The organism is Bacillus cereus group sp. Bce019 (assembly GCF_051781745.1).
Lineage (GTDB): Bacteria > Bacillota > Bacilli > Bacillales > Bacillaceae_G > Bacillus_A > Bacillus_A cereus.
This window is the reverse complement of record NZ_JBPWJX010000010.1, coordinates 1-17,739: the sequence shown is the minus strand read 5'-3', so window position 1 is coordinate 17,739 and position 17,739 is coordinate 1. Positions and strand designations below refer to the sequence as shown.

Below are 17,739 nucleotides of genomic sequence, written 5' to 3'. Positions count from 1 at the left end.
TGTTAACTGCGAATGCGTCCATCAGGTGAGAAGCGGGTGCTTCTACTTGTTCCACAAAACAATATTCTATTATCCTTGATGAGTTTATCATAGGACATGACGTCTGTCAAGAAGACGCGATGTGTTTTACTAACAACAAGAAATATTGTAACAAACAACTAACATACTTGCAATACTTTTTTATGATAAGTGTTACATGGTTATTTTTTCTAATTTTCCTCAAGTATATTACATAAAAAAGCCGCGGTATACCGCGGCTTTTTCTTATCGTTTTCCTTCTACTTTAATCATGTCAACAAAAGCATCTAATGCGATTGTTTCTGATTTTTGTTCACCATATTTACGTACGTTTACGCCGTTTTCAGTTACTTCATTGTCACCTACTACAAGCATGTACGGAATTTTTTGCATTTGTGCTTCACGGATTTTGTAACCGATCTTCTCTTCACGAGTGTCTAATTCAACACGGATACCAGCACGACGCAATTCGTCTTGTACTTTCTTCGCATAGTCTAAATGTACTTGCGGAGAAACTGGAATTACTTGTACTTGAACTGGAGCTAACCATGTTGGGAATGCACCTTTGTATTCTTCAATTAAGAAGGCTACAAAACGTTCCATAGTTGATACAACACCACGGTGAATTACAACTGGACGATGTTGTTTACCGTCTTCACCAACGTATGATAATTCAAAGCGTTCTGGAAGCAAGAAGTCTAATTGTACAGTTGAAAGTGTTTCGTCTTTTCCAAGAGCAGTACGAACTTGAACGTCAAGTTTTGGACCGTAGAATGCCGCTTCACCTTCAGCTTCATAGTAATCAAGACCCATTTCATCCATAGCTTCTTTTAACATACCTTGTGCTTTTTCCCACATCTCATCATCCGCATAATACTTTTTAGTATCTGCTGGGTCGCGGTAAGATAGACGGAATGAGTAGTTCTCTAAACCGAAATCTTTGTACACTTCTAGAGTTAAGTTTACAACACGTTTTAACTCTTCTTTAATTTGATCTGGACGAACGAAAATATGCGCATCGTTTAAAGTCATTCCGCGTACACGTTGTAATCCAGATAACGCACCTGACATTTCATAACGGTGCATTGTTCCAAGTTCCGCAATACGGATTGGTAATTCACGGTAGCTGTGAATATCATTTTTATAAACCATCATATGATGAGGACAGTTCATTGGACGAAGAACTAATTCTTCGTTATCCATTTCCATTGATGGGAACATGCCATCACGGTAGTGGTTCCAGTGACCAGAAGTTTCATAAAGCTCTCTGCTTCCTAGTACTGGAGTATATACGTGATCATAGCCTAAGCTTGCTTCTTTATCAACGATATAACGCTCGATAATACGACGAATTGTTGCACCCTTTGGTAACCAAAGTGGTAAACCTTGTCCTACTTTTTGGCTATTAGTAAATAGTTTTAATTCTTTACCTAATTTACGGTGATCGCGCTCTTTCGCTTCTTCAAGCATACGTAAGTGCTCATCTAATTCCGCTTTTTTAACGAATGCAGTACCGTAAATACGTTGTAGCATTTTATTATTGCTATCGCCGCGCCAGTAAGCACCTGCAACGCTTAATAATTTAAACACTTTTATTTTCCCTGTAGATGGAAGGTGAACACCACGACAAAGGTCGAAGAATTCGCCTTGCTCATAGATTGAAATAACTGCATCTTCTGGAAGATCGTTAATTAAATCTAATTTTAACTCATCGCCGATTTCTTCAAAGCGACGAATTGCTTCTGCACGTGGTACTTCATGACGAACGATTTCTAAGTTCTCATTCACGATTTTTTGCATTTCTTTTTCGATTTTCTTGAAGTCTTCAACTGTAATTGCTTCTTCCATATCAATATCGTAGTAGAAGCCATTTTCAATTACTGGACCAATGCCGAGCTCAACCTTAACATCTTTATATAAACGTTTTAACGCTTGTGCTAAAAGGTGGGCTGTTGAATGGCGTAAAATATATAGGCCATCTTCAGAATCTAATGTAATGATAGAAACTGCACCATCTTCTTCGATTGGTGTAACAAGATCGATCATCTCATTGTTTAATTTTCCAGCTACAGCTTTTTTCTTTAAGCCTGGGCTAATAGAAGCTGCGATTTCTTCAGTTGTTACGCCTTTTGGAAACTCCTTAACAGCTCCATCAGGGAAAGTAATTTTGACTACATCTGCCATCACTGGTCACTCCTCTTTTTCTCAAAATAAAAAACACTCATCCCGTAAAAAGGGACGAGTGTTGAATTCGTGGTTCCACCCTTGTTCCAATTAACATAATTGTTAATTGCTCAAGTTCAACATAACGGTGTTGTCCGTTAGCAATTACTAGAAAAACCGTTCACTGCTAAAGTTTAGAGGTGGTAAGTAATAATCCCGTACTAGGAAGCTCACACCCTAAGGCTTCCCTCTCTGAAAATCGTAGAAAACTACTCATGTCCTCATCATGACATTTCAATATATTTCATTTATGTAGGTAATTATATGCTCAAAAACTTAGAAAATCAAGGGCGTTACCTTTATTTTTTAAATTTTTCACATTGCGCTCAAAATCATGTAATCCATGTAATTGGACCCGTTCTTGGAACACATTTCGCAAAGTAATTATCATATTATGGTCTTGTTCTTTCGTATATAAATAAATCTTTTTGGGCGAAATAGAAAGAAGCGGCGCAATTACTTTCGTATCAATATATACATCATTTTGCTTTAATAATTCCTCATCTATATATTGGACCAACTTCTCCTGTTTTAAACGTCTACCTTTATCATCATAAAAGATAAAGCTTTCATCAAAAATAAGATGCATGCAAGACAAACGTGATTTACGGCTACTTACTTGTTGCCGAAGCGTCTCAATGAACATTTGGTATTCTTGCTCCATCTTATATTCATCAATTGCCACTTCCGCAAGTTTAGCTACCATTTCCCTATATGTACGAAGACGAAAACGGATATATGATGAAAACGAGAATGAGAGCGGATCACAAAGCCAATTATTTAAAGAAGACTTAATATATGACTCAAATGCGTTACGCGTTAAATCCTGAGCTACACCTTTTCTTCTTCCCTTTAAAATCTCATGTGCCATGTGCAATATTTGATGACACTCTTCTTGTTCTTCATAAAAAAACTTTTCTTTTAAAATCGTATAAATCCACTCATTTTGTTTCACATTCACAATGAAATACACCATTACTGGCAATAAGATCTTTTCAATATAATTCGATTCACGTACTGGTATGTGAATCACCACTTTTTGTTCCTGTAAATACACACTCGTTTCCTTATATAATATTTCCGCTCTTTTCAGCAATTGTCTATATACGTGCATAGCATCATTTTTTTCTTCGAAGCAAATTTCAATCACTTTTGTCCCCCCTTTTATCCCCGCTCTAAAGGACTGTATCTATACGTTACAAATCCTATAAGAGTCCGTTCCGCGTGAAGTTCACTCTTAGTAGAATTACATTTCCTATCGTTAGAAAATCCACTCAATATGGCTTGCTAATTTTATATATATTAAGGGAGGGAGAAAAAAATGATACAAGCTACTATGAATTTTTATTGTATACTTTACTTATCAATAAAAGGGGGTATCCGAATGTTTGAATATAAATTCGTAAAAGTCGAATTACATTGGGGGTTCACTCGCTCAAAACCAGCTGAAGACTACCAAGAAATTATTCAAGAACATGCTAGAAATGGCTGGAGGTTCGTACAGATTGTTGCCCCTACGATTGGCAGTTCTGGACAACCTGAATATTTCGACCTCATATTTGAAAAGAAAATATCACTATAATACAAAAGAGCAAGCTTCTCAGCTTGCTCTTTTACTTATGACGACGGTTTTTCCCACCAATCGGAATTGGTTTCGCTAAATATTTAATTCGTTCCATAATACGTGCTGCCTTCATTTCTTCAGCCTCGCCACGCTGCGTATACGTTAAATGGTGTTCCAGTTGTTTAAAATCAAAATTAGACGTAAAGAACGTCGGTAAGTTTTCTAACATACGGAATTGTAAGATTGCACCGAGTACATCGTCACGGACAAAGCTTGACATCGCTTCTGCCCCGATATCATCTAACATTAAAACTTGTACGCGTTTAACCGCATCAATCTTCTCACCAATCGAATTATCTTGAATTGAACTTTTAATTTCACGTAAAAATTCCGGGAAGTATACGAGCATCGAACTTATTTTCTTTCGAGCAAGCTCGTTCGCTATTGCTCCTAACAAATACGTTTTTCCTACACCAAATTTACCGTACAAATATAAACCTTGTGCTTTTTTACCTGGTTCATATGTACTTAAAAATTCATTCGCTGCACCAATCGCATCGATACGTGCATTTAAATCAGAAGGATCTAAGTTTTCCATAGTTGCCTGTAAAATATCCGTTGGCATATATACACTTTGAACAAGTTTTTCATATTTCTTTCTCTCGTCATGCGCTACTTTTCTAACGCAGCGATCGTATTGAATATCAATCATCTTCCCTTGAATAACAAGCTTTGGCTCGTACCCTTGTAGCATATTTTTACATGAGCCTAAATCCGGACAATCCACGCAACCTACACTTTGTCCAATATATTCATATAACTTCACAAGACTGCGCTCAATCATAGAAGTCGTTACTTCACCCTTATGTTCATCTATAAATTCTTTCACACGCGGATGCGCCATTACTTCTGCCTTTAATACTTCATATCTATTTTTAAAGTTTTCATTTTCCATTAATTTTGCAAATGAATTTTGAATATGCTCCATTTTCTCACCTCAAAGAGCGTTCATTCTCTTCTATTAATCACGCTTATATTTTTTTAACACTTCTTCTAGTCGTTTTCGTTCATCTTCTAGCGTACTTGCATCTTTTTCTACACTTACATCTTTCTTCACTGTTTCTTTCTCTTGTTCTTTCGGCTCTTCTTCCTTAAGCCAATCTGGCACCATTTCTTTCCGCACCGTTTTCTTCGCCGTACGGCCTTTTTTCTTCGTCTCAGCCCACTCTTGATATTGACGGTTCTCTTCTTTCGCTAACGCCATCGCGTCCGCTACTGTACCGACCTTTTTACGTGCCCAATGCCCAGCAATCTTCTCGACATACGTTTTCGCAAGTTTCATATCTGAGCGTAGCATAACGTAATAAATAAGTACATTCACAACTCCTGGTGTCAATTTTTGATTAATCATGACATCTTCAACGATCTGCAAGTCCGCTTTCGTTGCCTCTGCACCACCAGAAATCTCTTTCAATAGTTGTTTTGGTGAGATTTCCTCTAGCTGCTTTATTAGCATCTCCTCTTGCGATGAAGGCTCTTTCTCTTTCATCGTACGTGCAGCATGAGGCTGTACTCTTTCACTTAATACCGGTAATGCTTGACCATTTTCAAATTGATACCAATCGCGCGCTCCTTTTCTAAGCCTTTCCATATCAATTGTTTGCATCTCTGTCACTGCACCAAGAACGATATTTTGCATCGATAACACATCTACACCGTACACGTAAGCAAGTGTTATAACGCAGTCTCTCACTTGATCTGTAATCGCCTTTTTAGGAACAAGAGCGGACAATCCATCTACAAATAAAGAGAAATCAAAGAAATCATTCCAAACTTTCGGAGCGTCTCCCTTCTCGTTACTTGGCATAGTTGTCGTTTTTGGAATACGAAGGTCTTCTTGCGCATGCTCAAGCTGTCCTGGATTAAACGAACCAAACACATCATTGAAAGAACGCGTAACATTTTCATAAGAAGCAAAATCAAATTCTTCTTCTAAGAAATATTGCTTTACTTGATTATATTTTGCCCTGCTCAATCGATTGTATAAAAAGATACTTAAAACAATATCATCAAAAAACTGCTTCGGAGATAAAGGTGGTTGCAACTCATATATGAACATTCGAATATCTTTTTCTTTCTTAATATATACCTTCAAAAGCCCAATTGCCTCTAACTTTACTCGTTCCTCATATACTTCAGGAAGTTGCATTTGCATAGTCACCATAAGGGAATGATGCGTATTCTCTTTTCCAAATACACGATCTTGCTCAAGCTCTCCCCATAGTGTCATGTATAAGCTAAAAGCTCTACTACCTATTAACGGCTGATACAACATCGTTAACACTTTTCGGTCGTAATTGTGCAGTAGTCCTTTCGCACTTACTTTATAACGATCAATCGGCAATAGCTCCATCCATGACTGTTTTTCCATTCTTGCTTTTCCTTTCTCTCATCCAATCTATCCTCTACTTCATTCGTTCTATCTTCATTATATAAATTCTTAGTGAAAAAGAGCTATTAGCTTGCGCTTCTAGCTCTCTTATCCTATTACTTACGGTATGTAAAGAGAATAAAATACAACTTCTACTCTCTTTCTTTTTGCAGTATATCTTTTAATTCTTCAATAAATACATTTAAATCTTTAAATTGACGATATACAGAAGCAAAACGTACGTAAGCAACATCATCAATATCGCGAAGTTCTTCCATAACAATTTCACCAATCATATCACTTTTCACTTCTGATATACCTAAATTACGCAGTTCACGTTCCACGCTTTGTGTTACTTCTTCTAATTGTCTTAAAGATACTGGTCTTTTTTCACACGCTTTAATTAAACCGCGTAAAATCTTTTCTTTATTAAACTCTTCTCGTGTGCCTTCTTTTTTTACAACGATAAGAGGTGACTCTTCTACCCTTTCAAAGGTCGTAAAGCGACTTAAGCAGCTTTCACACTCTCTTCTTCTTCGAATAGAGCGCCCCTCGTCTACCGGACGCGAATCTAACACTCTTGTACCATTATGAGAACAGGATGGACAACGCAATTCATTCACTCCTTTACACTATACTCTTTATTTTTTCTCTACTTACTTCATCTGACAATATATACACATTATTATATAACTCATTTTAACTCTCTTACCACTTTAAGTTTCAGCGCATTATTTTATCATCTCATCCTTAAAAATAAGATGGTATATAGGGCACTACCTCATTTGCAAGAGTCCAATTTATTCAACTAACAAGTACGTTATATTTTCCCTTTTTTATAAACTAAAAAAGAGGTGCATTATACACCTCTTTACATTTTAAATCAATTATGTTCTTTTTTAAAGAGCTTTTGTTTCTCTCTGCTTAATTTCGAAGCTACCAGTGCCTCGAGGAAGCTCGATGCTCTCACGCGTTTTCGCGTTTAAACCTTCTGCAATATATTCTGCAGCAACATTTGGATCAATACGATCCCCACAAGTATAAACATCAATACTTGCGTAACCGTGCTCCGGAAAGCTATGAATTGTTAAATGTGATTCCGAGATAATTACTACTCCACTTACACCTTGTGGTGCAAATTTATGGAAAGCAACCTCACGCACTTCAGCACCAGCTCTTAGTGCTGCATCCACAAATAATTGTTCAATATACGGCATGTCATTAAGCTTGTCGAAATCGCAATCCCAAAGTTCAGCGATCACGTGACGACCCATCGTATCCATAGTATCCATTCTACAGTTCCCCCTTGTAAATTTATTCTAACTGTTCGAATTGAAAACTAATTTGCAATTTGGCTTGCTCCACTACCACGGGGGAAAGTTAGTCCAGAGAGGTCCTAACCCTTTAAGTAGTGACTACGTACCTCAGCTCTTAAGTTTACGAGTGTTAGTATACTTTGTTTATTTTCATTTTGCAACAACAGTTTTTTCGATTTTCTGTCATATTTTCCTCTTTACTTTTCCCTAAAAAAAATAAACGATTCACAAATGCAGTAATCACAACGTTTCGTGGTATGTCCACTTTTTAAAATATACTTATATAATTTTTTTCCTTTTCAGAAAAAATTAAAAAAAGAGGGCAAATATTACCTTGCCCTCTCCTCCCTTATTCACTTAAATGTGTTGCACATTTTCTTGTTTCGCTAACTCTTCAACAACTAACGTTACAAGATCTACAACACGACGAGAGTAGCCCCACTCGTTATCATACCAAGCAAGTACTTTCACTTTACGATCACCCATTACCATTGTAGATAAACCATCGATAATAGCTGAATGTGTATTTGTATTAAAGTCGATAGATACTAAAGGTTCTTCGCTGAATTCTACAATACCTTTTAAAGCACCGTTTGCAACAGTTTTGAATGCATCGTTAATAGCTTCAACTGTCACATCGCGTTTTACATCTACTACTAAATCAACAAGAGACACGTTTGGTGTTGGTACACGAAGTGCCATACCATGAAGTTTTCCGTTTAATTGTGGAAGAACTTTTGCTAGCGCTTTCGCAGCACCTGTCGTTGTCGGAATGATTGATTGTCCGCAAGCACGTGCTCTTCTTAAATCTTTATGTGGGTTATCAATATTTTTTTGGTCATTTGTATAAGCGTGAACTGTCGTCATTAAACCGTTTTCAATTCCAAACCGCTCATCTAACACCTTCACAACAGGCGCTAAACAATTTGTTGTACAAGATGCATTTGAAATAACAGTATGTTTTGTAATATCTAATTGGTCTTCGTTCACACCAACCACAATTGTTACATCTTCATTTTTACCAGGCGCTGTTAAAATAACTTTTTTCGCTCCAGCTTCAACGTGAAGAATTGCTTTTTCTTTCGAATTAAATTTACCAGTTGCTTCAATTACAACTTCAACACCTAAATCTGTCCAAGGCAATTCCTTTGGATCGCGGTTGTTTAAAAGGCGAATCATTTTTCCATCAACTAATAAGTGATCTTCAAATGCTTCTACTGTTCCGTCAAACTTGCCATGAACTGTATCATATTTAATTAAGTGCGCTAACGTTTCAGATGGATAGCTTGCATTGATTGCTACAATTTCGAATGCGCTTTCTTTTATTGCTTGACGAAATACCATTCTCCCAATACGTCCAAATCCATTAATTGCCACACGAGTCATAATATGTTATCCCCCTTGAATGCGTTATACTATTTATCTCCAATCCCAATAATAGTATAACACAAAAAGGGGATATGTCACTAAGCATTTTCATTAATTTCACAATTTTTTAGTCAATAATGTTCCATTTTTTTAAAATTACCTGCAATTGTGTTTTCGTTCCCATAATTGTGCCATCATTATTTATCACTTCATCTGCATTTTTCATTTTTTCTTCTAACGGCATTTGAGATTGAATACGAGCTGTTGCTTCTTCTTCTAAAAAGTTATTTCGTTTCATTAAACGTTCTAATTGCGTATGCGGCTTAACCGCTACAACTAAAATGCGGTCAACGAGACTTGTTAATTTGCTTTCAAATAAGAGAGGAATATCTAACACAACCGCTTGCATACCTTCTTTTATGTACATTTCCTTTTGCCTATTCATTTCCTCACGCACTGCAGGATGAACAATTTTATTTAACTGCAATCGTTTTTCTTCATTATAGAAAACGACACTTCCTAGTTTTGGACGATCTAGTTCTCCATCCTCTTGTAACACTTCCGTTCCAAATACTTCTACTATTTTGTTATATGCTGGTTTTCCTCGCTCTACAACTTCTCTTGCGATAATATCTGCATCAATAACTGGTATGCTCAGTTCACGAAACATTTCTGATACCGTACTTTTTCCGCTTGCAATGCCTCCCGTTAATCCAATTACTACTGTCATAATAATCCTCCTCATAATAAAAGGCGCGAAACTAATGTTCCACGCCCATACTTACATTTTCCAAATTCCAATAATGATGAGTAATACTCCAGGCAGGAATGTAAATTTTTGTAACCACTTCATATTTGATAAAACCGTTCCAAGTTTCATTCCAATAAATAAAAACAAAGAACTCATAACTGCAACTAATATCGCCATCATAGCGGGTGCATACCCTAATAAAGATGCACCAATTCCGGCACCAAATGAATCTACAGAAAGAGCTATACCAAGAAGTAATGCTTCTCCTGCAGAAATGGTGCCTGATTTATCAAAATCTGCAACAGTCGGTTTCCGTAAAATTTGAATCACTAGGCCTAGCGAGGCAATCTCTAATTTCCAGACCTTCTCCTCTTGCTTCGGTTCTTCTTTTTTCTCACTTCGAAAAAATTGATATAATACCCAAATCCCTATTCCAATAAGAACAAGCCCACCGATACGCGTTGCGATAACAGGTGAAAATACTTTCGCGATCATATGTCCAATTCCCATTGAAACAAGCATAACAGCCGCTGAACACATTCCGATAATTATAATTGATCTTAGTGGAATTCTTACGCTTCTTAAACCATATGTTAGCCCTACACTACAGCTATCTAAGCTTAATGTAAAAGCTAATAAAATAAGAGATAAATAAAGGTACATCGGTAAGCTCCTCCCTTATACATAGCTCTGCTGTATGTATATGACAAATGCCTATCCGATGTTATCTCTTTTCTATATTCTAGGCTGACAAATTGGGCAGTAATGCGTTCCTCGCCCGCCAACAACTGTTTTTTCTAATATCGTGCCACAAGTTACGCACGGCTCTCCTTTTTTCCCATATACATTTAGGAGTTCTTGGAACGAACCAATTTGCCCTTGTGAGTTGATATACGTCCGAATTGTACTTCCGCCACGCTTTACTGCTTCGCCTAGCGTTGTAACGGTAGCTTCATAAATTCGCTCAATTTCTTCTACTGTTAAAGACGAAGCTTCTCGTTCTGGATGAATTTGAGAACGGAATAAAACTTCATCTACATATATATTTCCAAGCCCTACTAAAAGACGCTGGTCCAGTAGCACAACTTTTATTTTACGATTTGTCTTTTGTAATCTTTCTTGTAAATACTGCGGTGTCATTTCAGCATCAAATGGCTCCGGACCTAAGTCAGCAAGAGGCATTTGGTTCATTTCTTCACCTTTCTTAAAGAGATGCATCGTACCAAACTTTCTCACATCTTTATAATGTAATTCCGTTCCATCTGTAAATAAGAAACGGACGTGCGTATGTTTATCAATCGGCTCATCCTCTTGATGTAATAAAAACTTACCTTCCATACGCAAATGTGAAACAATGACATAATTCGTTACATATAAAAGCAAAAACTTTCCTCTTCGCTTTATATTTTCAATCTTCTCGCCTTTTAGCATTTCTTTAAAGATTTCTGCATCATCCGGTCGTTTCACTATTTTTGGATAAGTAACAATAACATCTTCAATCGTTTTTCCTGTTACAAGATTTTCAAGTGTCCGTCTGACGTTTTCAACCTCTGGTAATTCAGGCATTTCATCACTTCCTTATTTTGCGTCGTACCAAGTTGGACCGTAAGAATAATCAACTTTCAGCGGAACTGCAAGTTCAATCGCATGTTCCATTACTTCAGGTACAAGCTGCTCTAATTTTTCGATTTCTTCTTTTGGTGTTTCAAATATTAATTCATCGTGTACTTGCAGAAGAAGACGCGCTTGTAATCCTTCTTCTTTTAAACGATCTGCCATAATAATCATCGCTTTTTTAATAATATCTGCTGCAGTACCTTGAATTGGTGTATTCATCGCTGTACGCTCAGCAAAGCTACGCAAGTTAAAATTACGACTCGTAATTTCTGGAATATAACGGCGACGATTTAATAATGTAGCTACATATCCTTTTTGTTTCGCATCTTTTACGATGTCCTCCATGTATTCTTGTACACCAGGGAAACTTTCTAAATACTTTTCAATAAATTCCGCTGCTGCTTTTCTTGTAATTCCTAAGTTTTGTGAAAGACCATAATCACTAATACCATACACAATTCCGAAGTTAACAGCTTTCGCTTGTCGTCTCATATTTGAAGTTACTTCATCTTTTTCAACGCCAAATACATCCATAGCTGTTTTCGTATGAATATCCATGTCATGTTGGAACGCTTCAACTAGCCCTTTATCATTTGCAATATGAGCTAATACACGCAGTTCGATTTGTGAATAATCAGCCGCATACATAATCCACCCTTCTTCTGATGGAACAAATGCCTGACGAATCTTTCTTCCTTCTTCTAATCGAATCGGGATATTTTGCAAGTTCGGATCCGTTGAACTTAATCGACCTGTTTGCGTTAACACTTGATTAAAGCGAGTATGAATTTTAGATGAATCTTCATGTACAACTTTCAGTAAACCTTCAATGTAAGTTGAATTTAGTTTCCCTAATTGACGATAATGTAAAATATTTGGAATAATTTCATGGTGATTCATAAGCTTATCTAGTACATCAGCTGACGTAGAATAACCTGTTTTCGTCTTTTTAATAACCGGTAAGTTTAAGTTCTCAAACAGAATAACACCAAGCTGCTTCGGTGAATTAATATTAAATTCTGTTCCCGCAAGCTTATAAATTTCCTGTTCCATTTCCTTTAATCTACCCGCAAGTTCTTCTCCCATATTACGAAGACGCTCTGTATCAACTTTTACACCCTTTACTTCCATATCAGCTAATACACGTGCAAGCGGCAATTCTAATTCTGTAAACAGTTCATATTGCTCATTCTTCTTTAACTCTTCAACGAATGTTTGCTTTACATCATATAATACATGCACTTTACGAGCCACATGCTCCGCGACTACCTCTAACTCTGGAACCGCACGCTTCGCACCTTTTCCGTAAACTTCTTCATCTGATTTCACAGCATGCGTTTCTTTCATTTTCGCTACAGTACGGAAATCTTTATCTGTATCAGCCGGGTCAAGTAAATAAGCAGCGATTAATAGATCAAAGTCAATCCCTTGCATATCTATCCCATTCCATTTCAGTGCAACGATTGCACGCTTCGCATCAAATGTATGCTTTCTCATTTCTCCATCTGCAAGCCACTCTTTAAAAGCATCTGACTTAAGAGCAATGTCTGTCTGAATAAAGTAACATCCATTTTCATTTTGAATACCGAAACCTTGAATGTCTGCTTTATGATAGTTATCTTCTTGTACTTCAACGATAAGCGCACTATCTTGCTGAAGCATTTCTTCTGTAACTTCTTCCACAATATCAAATGTAATATCATCTAATTCAGCTGGAGCTGTTTCTTCTGGCGTAACGCCTAATTTATTTAAAAGAGATGTAAATCCTAAACTCTCGAACATTGGAATGACATCACTTGCTTCATATCCTTTATACGCCATATCATCCACATGAACTGTAATCGGCGCATCTGTAATAATAGTTGCAAGATCCTTACTCATAAGAGCTTGTTCTTTATTTTCTTCCAGTTTTTCTTTTAATTTCTTCCCACTTACTTGATCTATATTTTCATACACCGCTTCAACCGTTCCAAACTGTGTTAACAATTTAATTGCCGTTTTTTCACCAACTCCTGGTACACCCGGTATATTATCTGACTGGTCTCCCATTAAACCTTTCATATCGATAATTTGCTTTGGTGATAAGCTGTATTTTTCAAATAAAGCTTCTTTCGTATATTCATCCACTTCTGTAATCCCTTTTCGCGGAATACATACAAGCGTGTTATCAGAAACAAGTTGAAGTAAATCTTTATCTCCTGAAATAACTTTTACACTTGCCCCTTGCTCACTCGCTTCTTTCGCTAACGTTCCCATGATGTCATCCGCTTCATAATTTTCTAATTCATAACGCGGTACATTGAACGCATCCAGCATCTCACGAATAAACGGGAACTGCTCTGATAATTCAGGTGGAGTCTTTTGACGTCCTCCTTTATACTCACTATACGTTTTATGACGGAACGTTGTTTTGCCTGCATCAAACGCCACTAACATATGAGTTGGCTTTTCTTCCTCTAATATTCTCATTAACATCATTGTAAAACCGTAAATTGCGTTCGTATGTATACCTTTGTCGTTATTTAAAAGCGGTAGTGCAAAGAAAGCACGATACGCGATATTATTACCATCTACTAATACGACCTTTTTTTCCAAAATTGAAACCTCCCCATACAAATTTGAAATGATTTTTTTCACAGAAAAAAACCGTTCCTTTCCTCTCTCTATATTAACATGACTAATAGAGAGAAGAAAAATAACGGCTATTTCTTTCATATATAAAACAGACTTATATTGGCATAAAGGGAAGTGACGAGAACAGCTTAACTATTCTCGTCCAAAATTACTCCTTGGATGAAGGGGTTTTCATGTATTATATTAACAGAGCTTTATTAATATTTAATTAAGCCATTGTTAATATATTGTAAACATCCTTCATCCTATTTTTCAGTTGCTGATTTCGGTAAAACAACTGTAAACGTTGTCCCTTCTCCAACTTCACTATCTACTGTAATCGTACCTTGATGCGCCTCAACTAAATGCTTTACGATCGACAATCCAAGGCCGGTACCACCAGTATTTCTACTTCTTGCTTTATCCACCCGGTAGAAACGTTCAAAAATACGCGGAATTTCCTCTTTACTAATACCAATTCCAGTATCCGATACTTTTATATAAGCATTATATTTATCTTCCGCTAACTCTACTGAAACAACGCCTCCAGCCGGTGTATATACGATTGCGTTATTAATTAAATTAATAAAGATTTGTTTCAAACGACTTGGATCTCCAATAACAGAGGCACGTTTTAATACATTCACTTGTAAAGAGATTTCTTTTTCTCCTGCTTTATTATCAAGTACCATATGAATATCTTCAAGCAGCCCCTTCATATCAACGGTTCCCATATTTAATTTAAATCCTTGTTGTTCGATCTTCGACAAATCTAATAAATCTTCAATTAATCCTTGCATGCGCTCACTTTCTTTTAAAATAATGTGCAAGAAATGTTCGCAGAATTTTTTATTATCCATCGCTCCGTCTAAGAGTGTTTCTGAAAAACCTTTAATAGAAGTAATCGGTGTCTTTAATTCATGAGAAACATTCGCTAAAAAGTCTTTTCTCATTTGTTCTAATTTCTTTAACTCTGTTATGTCATGGAATACGAGAACAATCCCTTTCCATTCATGGTTTGTCCCGATAATCGGCGCTCCATATACTTCGAAATGCTTCCGTTCAATTCCAAGTGGCAATAACATTTGTTTACGCACTTTCACTTCTGTCATAAAGATTTCTTCTACAAGCTCAATAATTTCTGTATGATGAAACGATTCATAATATAAGCGATCTAAATATTCTTCATCTGTTACGTGGAAAGTTTCCTTATAAGAGCGGTTTACAAGGTTTATATATCCTCGGCTATCAATTAAGATCATTCCGCTTCCCATATTTTCAATTAACGTATGCAGACGATCTTGCTGCATTTCTTGTTCAAGTGTCATCTCTTGTAAATTTCGAGCTAAAATATTAATCGCTTTACTCAGCATTCCAGTTTCATCCGAATGACTTTCGTATGCACGTGCTTTATAATTACCCTTTGCCAATTCAATTGCAACTTTCGTAACCGATTCAATTGGCCTAATATATTGCCCTGTAATTTTCATACCTAAAAATACAACTACGAGACAAGCAATGACAAATCCGATAATTAATAATCCCCACGTTTTTTGATGTACGTCTCTTAAAGGATCAATTATACTTTTCACCAAAATGTATCCTTGTTTTCCTTCTACATCTTGAACGAACACCGCATGATAAAATTCATTCTTTCGATTCGTTTCTTTCGTAATCACTTTACTTCGTTGTTTTGCCACTTCCGAAGAAAGTTCTTTAATCGTCTCTGGACTAAATGCCAATTCTTGTCCTTTTCTATATTGAACTTTCTTTTTTTCATCCAAAAATACGATAGAAGCTGGTATTTTTTCTTCTAACTTTTCAAATACGTATGGGTTTTTTAAGACATTATCAAAACCTTGCTCTTCTGCTAACGTCGCAACATACTCTGTCTCTTTTACCATTCTCTCTTTAGCATGATCTATATAGTAGTTTTCAAACACAGTTTCTAGTAATAAACCTAGTCCAACTAAAATAAATACAATAAGAGAAACAAATGTAAAAAGAAGCCTGGAACGAAATTTATTCATTCCCTTTTGGCTCCTCTAATTTATATCCTAAACCACGTATCGTTTTAATGTACGTCGGTTTTTTCGTATTTTGTTCAATTTTATCGCGCAAATGGCTAATATGAACATCAACAATTCGTGTATCACCAGCAAAATCGTAATTCCATACAGCACTTAGTAATTGATCACGTGTTAACACGCGACTTTTATTTTTCGCAAGATACACAAGTAGTTCAAATTCTTTTGGTGTTAATTCAAGCTTTCTTCCTTGGAAATAAGCCTCATAAAATTCCGGTAAAATTTTAAGTTCTGCAATTGTGATGCTATCTTCATCTGGCGCTTCTGCAACTTGTTCTTCTTGTTGTAATTTCGTACGACGCAAAATCGCCTTCACACGAGCAACAACTTCTCTTGGACTAAATGGCTTTGTCATATAATCATCCGCCCCAAGTTCAAGGCCTAGCACCTTATCAAACTCATCATCTTTTGCCGTTAACATTAAAATCGGCGTCATAACGCGCTGCAATCGTAATTCTTTACACACTTCCATACCATCCATTTTCGGAAGCATTAAATCTAATATAATTAAATCTGGGCGTTCTGTTGTCGCTTTTTGAAGCGCCATTTCTCCATCCATCGCTGTTATAACTTCAAACCCAGCTTGTTGTAAATTAAATTCGATTAAAGTTAAGATAAATTCCTCATCATCAACTACTAAAATACGATTGTTCATTCTTTTCCTCCAAGTTATAGACTTGAAACCTTCTTCATCCTAGTATTTTCCCCGTTATTCTCATCATACTAGAAAACAAGGTCCCTCTCAACATTTGACGATAGGGTTTTGTAAAAGATATTCAACAAAAGAACAAATAACATTTTCATATTTTAAGAAAATATTATAAATGTATCAGAAAAACAATTAATTGGATTTTTATTAGACATAAACCCAACCTCTTTTCATTGAAAAACTTTCACAAAGATTTAAACACAGCATTTAATACACATTTAATAACCATTTCACTTTTATTCAAAAAATATACAGGTTTTAAATAACAGAATTTTCCTTTTGAATGATTTTTCAGAAAAGAAATAACTTTTTTTCTTTCTGAATATTGACATAGTTGACTATACATCCTATAATTACCATATCCTAAAACCAAGGAGGTGACTCGGAAATGACAAGGGATTTAATTCAACTGATTAATGATCTTAATGAAAACTGGGAACTTATCGGAGACTTTTTTGATAATCCTGAAAAAGTAATAGCTACATATGAACTAAGCGAAATCGAAAGACATGCTTTAATTTCTCGTAATTTAGATGATCTTAACCAATTAGGCATTAATGACCAACTTGCTGTAGGTGCCCTTTCTGGTGCTCATAGTTCAGGTTGCCACATGTAATTTGAAAGTAATCATTTATTCAATATCATCCAAAAACGAAAAGGCGGCGAATTTCAAATGTCAAGAAATTTAACAAAGTTAATTAATGATCTTAATGAAAACTGGGAACTTATCGGAGACTTTTTTGATAACCCTGAAAAAGTAATAGCTACATATGAACTAAGCGAAATCGAAAGACATGCTTTAATTTCTCGTAATTTAGATGATCTTAACCAATTAGGCATTAATGACCAACTTGCTGTAGGTGCCCTTTCTGGTGCTCATAGTTCAGGTTGCCACATGTAATTTGAAAGTAATCATTTATTCAATATCATCCAAAAACGAAAAGGCGGCGAATTTCAAATGTCAAGAAATTTAACAAAGTTAATTAATGATCTTAATGAAAACTGGGAACTTATCGGAGACTTTTTTGATAATCCTGAAAAA

Annotated in this window: 16 protein-coding genes and 2 other annotated features (1 of these 18 only partly in view); of the genes, 3 read left to right on the top strand and 13 right to left on the bottom strand. The window is 36.1% G+C overall.

All coding sequences use genetic code 11. The annotated features are described in order from the left end of the window. Positions 1 to 54, bottom strand: a sequence feature (ribosomal protein L20 leader region); it reaches 67 nt to the left of the window's first position. Between the two features lie 210 nt (positions 55 to 264). Further along, positions 265 to 2,202, bottom strand: a complete 1,938-nt coding sequence (thrS, locus tag ACS2QP_RS15170) for a threonine--tRNA ligase (protein ID WP_438882573.1) — start codon at positions 2,200 to 2,202, stop codon at positions 265 to 267. Positions 2,203 to 2,249: 47 nt separating this feature from the next. Continuing rightward, positions 2,250 to 2,478: a binding site (T-box leader), on the bottom strand. A 31-nt stretch (positions 2,479 to 2,509) separates the two neighbouring features. Next, complete coding sequence (gene ytxC, locus ACS2QP_RS15165) at positions 2,510 to 3,391, bottom strand: putative sporulation protein YtxC (protein ID WP_063537635.1); 882 nt, start codon at positions 3,389 to 3,391, stop codon at positions 2,510 to 2,512. A 234-nt stretch (positions 3,392 to 3,625) separates the two neighbouring features. On the opposite strand from ytxC, the gene ACS2QP_RS15160 reads away from it, so the two are divergent. After that, entirely contained in the window at positions 3,626 to 3,823 is a 198-nt protein-coding gene (locus tag ACS2QP_RS15160) for a DUF4177 domain-containing protein (RefSeq protein ID WP_000464458.1), read from the top strand. 31 nt (positions 3,824 to 3,854) lie between these two features. On the opposite strand, the gene dnaI is transcribed toward ACS2QP_RS15160, so the two are convergent. From dnaI to phoP, 11 genes are all read right to left on the bottom strand, one after another. Then, entirely contained in the window at positions 3,855 to 4,793 is a 939-nt protein-coding gene (gene dnaI, locus ACS2QP_RS15155) for a primosomal protein DnaI (protein WP_000400104.1), read from the bottom strand. A gap of 33 nt (positions 4,794 to 4,826) precedes the next feature. Beyond that, positions 4,827 to 6,236: a replication initiation and membrane attachment family protein gene (locus tag ACS2QP_RS15150; protein WP_063537637.1), complete on the bottom strand. Its 1,410-nt coding sequence runs from the start codon at positions 6,234 to 6,236 to the stop codon at positions 4,827 to 4,829. A gap of 152 nt (positions 6,237 to 6,388) precedes the next feature. Further along, positions 6,389 to 6,850, bottom strand: a complete 462-nt coding sequence (gene nrdR, locus ACS2QP_RS15145) for a transcriptional regulator NrdR (RefSeq protein ID WP_001203687.1) — start codon at positions 6,848 to 6,850, stop codon at positions 6,389 to 6,391. A gap of 285 nt (positions 6,851 to 7,135) precedes the next feature. Continuing rightward, positions 7,136 to 7,519, bottom strand: coding sequence for an adenosylmethionine decarboxylase (speD, locus tag ACS2QP_RS15140; RefSeq protein WP_002003660.1), 384 nt, complete (start codon positions 7,517 to 7,519; stop codon positions 7,136 to 7,138). Positions 7,520 to 7,909: 390 nt separating this feature from the next. Next, positions 7,910 to 8,938, bottom strand: a complete 1,029-nt coding sequence (locus ACS2QP_RS15135; RefSeq protein ID WP_438882572.1) for a glyceraldehyde-3-phosphate dehydrogenase — start codon at positions 8,936 to 8,938, stop codon at positions 7,910 to 7,912. Between the two features lie 109 nt (positions 8,939 to 9,047). Next, positions 9,048 to 9,650 carry a dephospho-CoA kinase gene (gene coaE, locus ACS2QP_RS15130; protein WP_438882571.1) on the bottom strand — a complete coding sequence of 201 codons (603 nt, stop codon included), beginning with the start codon at positions 9,648 to 9,650 and terminating at the stop codon, positions 9,048 to 9,050. A 51-nt stretch (positions 9,651 to 9,701) separates the two neighbouring features. After that, entirely contained in the window at positions 9,702 to 10,334 is a 633-nt protein-coding gene (gene ytaF, locus ACS2QP_RS15125; protein WP_000281744.1) for a sporulation membrane protein YtaF, read from the bottom strand. A gap of 72 nt (positions 10,335 to 10,406) precedes the next feature. Continuing rightward, complete coding sequence (gene mutM, locus ACS2QP_RS15120) at positions 10,407 to 11,237, bottom strand: DNA-formamidopyrimidine glycosylase (protein WP_001114478.1); 831 nt, start codon at positions 11,235 to 11,237, stop codon at positions 10,407 to 10,409. A 12-nt stretch (positions 11,238 to 11,249) separates the two neighbouring features. After that, positions 11,250 to 13,883: a DNA polymerase I gene (polA, locus tag ACS2QP_RS15115; protein WP_153581602.1), complete on the bottom strand. Its 2,634-nt coding sequence runs from the start codon at positions 13,881 to 13,883 to the stop codon at positions 11,250 to 11,252. Between the two features lie 284 nt (positions 13,884 to 14,167). After that, positions 14,168 to 15,931, bottom strand: a complete 1,764-nt coding sequence (phoR, locus tag ACS2QP_RS15110) for a sensory box histidine kinase PhoR (RefSeq protein WP_098218435.1) — start codon at positions 15,929 to 15,931, stop codon at positions 14,168 to 14,170. Continuing rightward, complete coding sequence (phoP, locus tag ACS2QP_RS15105) at positions 15,924 to 16,643, bottom strand: two-component system response regulator PhoP (protein WP_001065220.1); 720 nt, start codon at positions 16,641 to 16,643, stop codon at positions 15,924 to 15,926. The genes phoR and phoP overlap by 8 nt, the downstream gene beginning before the upstream one ends. 442 nt (positions 16,644 to 17,085) lie before the next feature. Between phoP and ACS2QP_RS15100 the strand changes: the two genes are divergently transcribed. Both ACS2QP_RS15100 and ACS2QP_RS15095 read left to right on the top strand, forming a co-directional pair. Next, positions 17,086 to 17,313, top strand: a complete 228-nt coding sequence (locus tag ACS2QP_RS15100; protein WP_438882570.1) for a hypothetical protein — start codon at positions 17,086 to 17,088, stop codon at positions 17,311 to 17,313. A gap of 57 nt (positions 17,314 to 17,370) precedes the next feature. Further along, the gene (locus tag ACS2QP_RS15095) at positions 17,371 to 17,598 is read left to right on the top strand and encodes a hypothetical protein (protein WP_375369978.1); all 228 of its coding nucleotides are present in this window, start codon (positions 17,371 to 17,373) and stop codon (positions 17,596 to 17,598) included. The last annotated feature ends 141 nt before the right edge of the window (positions 17,599 to 17,739 follow it).